The 3,958-nt window shown below is 42.8% G+C and carries 6 protein-coding genes; 2 read left to right on the top strand and 4 right to left on the bottom strand.

Going from position 1 to position 3,958, the window contains the following annotated elements:
* Window positions 1-386: 386 nt before the first annotated feature.
* Window positions 387-1,823 carry a folate/biopterin family MFS transporter gene (locus IM456_RS10460; protein WP_287691246.1) on the top strand — a complete coding sequence of 479 codons (1,437 nt, stop codon included), beginning with the start codon at window positions 387-389 and terminating at the stop codon, window positions 1,821-1,823.
* A gap of 193 nt (window positions 1,824-2,016) precedes the next feature.
* Here IM456_RS10460 and IM456_RS10455 read toward each other — a convergent pair whose 3' ends face one another.
* From IM456_RS10455 to IM456_RS10445, 3 genes are all read right to left on the bottom strand, one after another.
* Complete coding sequence (locus tag IM456_RS10455; protein ID WP_287691245.1) at window positions 2,017-2,241, bottom strand: type II toxin-antitoxin system HicA family toxin; 225 nt, start codon at window positions 2,239-2,241, stop codon at window positions 2,017-2,019.
* Entirely contained in the window at window positions 2,238-2,450 is a 213-nt protein-coding gene (locus tag IM456_RS10450) for a type II toxin-antitoxin system HicB family antitoxin (RefSeq protein ID WP_002734412.1), read from the bottom strand. The genes IM456_RS10455 and IM456_RS10450 overlap by 4 nt, the downstream gene beginning before the upstream one ends.
* Window positions 2,451-2,517: 67 nt before the next feature.
* Entirely contained in the window at window positions 2,518-2,691 is a 174-nt protein-coding gene (locus IM456_RS10445; protein WP_172970579.1) for a hypothetical protein, read from the bottom strand.
* A 614-nt stretch (window positions 2,692-3,305) separates the two neighbouring features.
* Between IM456_RS10445 and IM456_RS10440 the strand changes: the two genes are divergently transcribed.
* Complete coding sequence (locus tag IM456_RS10440) at window positions 3,306-3,605, top strand: type II toxin-antitoxin system Phd/YefM family antitoxin (RefSeq protein ID WP_002763657.1); 300 nt, start codon at window positions 3,306-3,308, stop codon at window positions 3,603-3,605.
* Between the two features lie 135 nt (window positions 3,606-3,740).
* On the opposite strand, the gene IM456_RS10435 is transcribed toward IM456_RS10440, so the two are convergent.
* On the bottom strand, window positions 3,741-3,958 hold a 218-nt coding region (locus IM456_RS10435), incomplete at its 5' end, for a PEP-CTERM sorting domain-containing protein (protein ID WP_287691244.1).

Here is a 3,958-nt window from a genome sequence, read left to right as displayed (position 1 = left end):
GAATCCTTATCTGGCAAGAGATTTAATTGATTAGTTCGCTCTAGAGCAAAAACAATTGACAAAAATCGCTAAATGCCTTTCTATATAAGGGTTCCATCCCTTATAACCCCCGTCCATTGCATAACACAAACCGAAGAGCCAAAAATCTTTCCCTATATTACTCTCAAATAGAGCGATCGCCAGAAAATTTCCGTATAACGTTACAATAAGCCTGTTATGCCGATTCGGGATGGGGAAGTGGGGAGCAGGGAAATTCCACTAAAACCCTAAAACCCAATACCCAAACACCAAAACCTAAAGCTCAACAGCTAAACCCTAACAGCTAACGCACCGATCGAGCGATCAATCATTATTATAGAGACAGTAACAAATATTTATGAAACTTCATGCTTATTAATCGCCTTGGCATCGATCGCGGGAAAAAATTCCTTAAAGAGACTATCTTGTTCGGAAATGACCCTAATCCCGAATTAATTGGCATTTTAGGGGTTTATTTCGTGCAGGGCATTCTCGGACTCTCCCGATTAGCGGTTAGCTTTTTTTTAAAAGACGATTTGGCCTTGAGTCCCTCCCAGATGGGGGCATTAATCGGAGTGGCGGCGATTCCTTGGGTGATTAAACCAGCTTTTGGCTTTCTTTCGGATGGTTTGCCTATTTTTGGCTATCGTCGTCGCCCCTACCTCATTTTATCGGGAATTCTCGGGGTTTTAGCTTGGTTAGCCCTAGCCACTGTGGTGGAGAATGCTTGGCAAGCTACGGCGGCGATCCTGCTTGGTTCCCTTTCTGTCACCATTAGTGATGTCATCGTCGATTCTTTGGTAGTAGAAAGGGCCCGCAGAGAGTCCTTCACTCAATCCGGCTCTCTACAGTCCTTAACTTGGGGAATATCGGCTCTAGGCGGCTTAATTACGGCTTATCTGGGGGGTTGGTTACTGGCACACCTCGGCACTCGTCCTGTCTTCGCTCTTACGGCTATTTTTCCCCTGATTGCCTCAGCCATGGCGTTTTTAATTACAGAGGAAAAAATCAAGAATAACAATGATTCACAATCAACGCCCAAAGTCAAGGAGCAAATCGGGCAATTATGGTCAGCAATTAGACAAAAATCAATTTTATTACCCACTGCCTTTATTTTTCTCTGGCAGGCTACCCCTAGCGCCGATTCTGCCTTTTTCTACTTCACCACCAACGAGTTAGGATTTGAACCGGAATTTTTAGGACGAGTGCGCTTAGTCACCAGTTTAGCCTCGATCCTGGGCATCTGGGTATATCAACGGTTTTTAAAAGCGATTTCCTTTCGTTTAATTTTGGGTTGGAGTACGGTGATTTCTGCGCTTTTAGGGATGACTACCCTAATCTTAGTTACCCATACTAATCGAGCGCTCGGTATTGACGATCATTGGTTTAGTTTGGGGGATAGTCTCATCCTCACCGTCATGGGACAAATTGCCTTTTTACCCGTCTTAATTTTATCGGCCCGTCTTTGTCCGGTGGGCATTGAAGCATCTCTATTCGCTTTATTAATGTCTATCTGGAATATGTCAGGATTAGTTTCCCAAGAAATCGGCGCTTTATTAACCCATTGGTTGGGAGTCACCGAAACTAATTTTGATAACCTTTGGTTATTGGTGGTGATTACTAATCTCTCTACTCTCCTACCTTTACCCCTAATTAAATGGCTACCTTCTACGGATCCGCAATCTCAGGAAGTCAAGAAAACTTTTCCCCCCGCAGAAGTCTTTGAACATCATGTTACTGGTTCTTTAGCTGAACCTGGTTTTATTCCTGAACTTGTCCCCGAATTAATCGAGACAAGAGATTGACAGTCCAGAAAACGGGTTTCTCAAAGAAACCCGTTTTCTAAGTCAGTTAAGGAAAGGATAATTTGAGCAAGGGAATCAATTAGTTTAGTATTGATTGCAGCAGCAGCTTGACTCATATAGCGTTTACATTGTTTAATAGTCTATTTTTGAATTGGCGATTTATGAGCGGTTGTTTCGACTCTGGCAAATCAAGCTAAAGGAGAGTTTTAAACTCTGCCACTGTCAATCCCGCTTGACGAATGATAGATCTCAGTGTTCCCTTAGCCACTTCTCGATGGCCAGGGATGGTGATGCGTCGATAGGGATAGGCTTTTTGTCTGAGTATGATATGACTTCCTCGCTGCCGATCTAATTCGTAGCCAATCTTGCCCAGTGCTTTAACGACTTGGCGACCAGCGATAGGAGGGAGTTCACTCATAATTTAACCTCTACCAGTTCCTCAGAAATTGGTGGTGGAATCGGTTCATTGTGCGCTTCTAGGCTTTCTAGATATAAAGCAATTGCTTCCTGAATGTTGGCGAGTAACTCTTCCCGGGTATTGCCTTGAGAAATACAGCCGGGTAGGGAGGGAACTTCAGCCACATAAATGCCATCTTCATCTTGCTCAATTAAGACGCGATATTTCATGGGTTTGTCCTTGCTTTGAATTGATTGTTCCAGAAAACCCGTTTTCTAAGGGGTTTTGCATTTTTTGTCAGGTTTTTTCTCGCTGTTGTCTTCGTCTTTGACGATTTTCCGCTTCTAAGCGACTAATCGCTTCTTCTAATTGTAATCCAACTAATTCCATCTCTTGACAATTGCGGTGTGCTTTTGCCAAAGTTTGCTTAAGTTGATCAGAATCCCGGGGAAGCTGAGGAACAAAATCCATATTTAACTCCATTCAAGTTTAATTTCTTCGACACTACGCATCAAGGCAGGAATCCGCACTTGGGTTGTCTTAATGACTTCTTCTATAAATCTTAGCAAGTCAGGAGAAATCATCGGTTGAGATTGAGCGGCACGAATTTCTAAGTTTGATAGCTGAGAAAACCGAGATTCTGCTTGGAGGGCAATTTCTGTGAGTTGCTCTAAACTGTCTAGGGTTTCTGCTGTTTCACCAAAACGGTTTAAGATGGCAAATTCTATTTTTGAATTGGCGATTTATGAGCAGTTGTTTTGACTCTGGCGATAATTTTGCCATTTTTCTCAGCTTACCATACTGGCCAATCTACTGATTCCAGTCTAGCGCGAGTTAGCAATCCCTAGCGATCGCCCTAAGTCCAGAAAACGGGTTTTTTAAAGAAACCCGTTTTCTCAGTTGATGAAATAAGTAGGTAGGCGTTAAAAATTATCAGACACCCCCGTTATCAAGGGTAGGGTTGATTCATGAATCAACCCTACCTTATCAAGGGGGGCAGGGGGGATCGAACCTAAAATCCATTTTTAATTTAATTATAACCAGCTACTTAAGCTAAAATCGAATCAACTCGTTGCCCTCGCCTTATGTTTTCTATCCAAACTACCTACACTCAAGCTCAAGAAAATTTAGCGAGCCTTCTGGATCGACTGGAAAGCGAGAATAGTATGGCGATTATTACTCGCCCTGGTCATAAAGATATGGCACTATTAAGCGCAGAGGAATTAACTGGCTTATTAGAAACCGTTTATCTTTTGCGATCGCCTGCGAATGCTCGAAAGTTATTGGCAGCACTGGAACGTTCAATGGAGAGGGACGTTCAAACAATACCGGGACAGACAGTTACAGAACTTTGTCAGGAGTTAGGAATTGAACGCCAAGAGTAGGGCAATTGTCTTTGATCACCAATTTCGGGAAGATTTAAGATGGTGGTATAAAACAGATAAAAAAGCTGATTAAGAAAACGGGTTTCTCAAAGAAATCCGTTTTCTTCCTTTTTCTTCCCAAAGAAATCCGTTTTCTCAGTTCAAATGGCGCTTAAATGCCGCTGCTGTTCCCAGTAAGCCTAAAGCCAGCAAACCTAAGCCAGAACTTGATTCAGGAACAGGAACAGTCTGGGCAAAGCGAACTTCAGAGAGACCAATAGGCCCTGGTGCTGTCCAACCAACGAACCAATTGTTTGCTACATCAATTCTAGCATATTGGGCTTGAATTAAAGGAAAGGAAAAGATTGTCGCTG

Source organism: Microcystis sp. M079S1 (assembly GCF_020246425.1).
Lineage (GTDB): Bacteria > Cyanobacteriota > Cyanobacteriia > Cyanobacteriales > Microcystaceae > Microcystis > Microcystis aeruginosa.
Note: the sequence above shows the minus strand (reverse complement) of the source record. Positions and strands in the feature narration are given on the sequence as shown.

What these genes read in the sequence shown, in the direction of transcription:
- IM456_RS10460 (WP_287691246.1), top strand. Translation starts at nt 387, where the DNA reads ATGCTTATTAATCGCCTTGGCATCGATCGCGGGAAAAAATTCCTTAAA.
- IM456_RS10455 (WP_287691245.1), bottom strand. Translation starts at nt 2,241, where the DNA reads ATGAGTGAACTCCCTCCTATCGCTGGTCGCCAAGTCGTTAAAGCACTG.
- IM456_RS10450 (WP_002734412.1), bottom strand. Translation starts at nt 2,450, where the DNA reads ATGAAATATCGCGTCTTAATTGAGCAAGATGAAGATGGCATTTATGTG.
- IM456_RS10445 (WP_172970579.1), bottom strand. Translation starts at nt 2,691, where the DNA reads ATGGATTTTGTTCCTCAGCTTCCCCGGGATTCTGATCAACTTAAGCAA.
- IM456_RS10440 (WP_002763657.1), top strand. Translation starts at nt 3,306, where the DNA reads ATGTTTTCTATCCAAACTACCTACACTCAAGCTCAAGAAAATTTAGCG.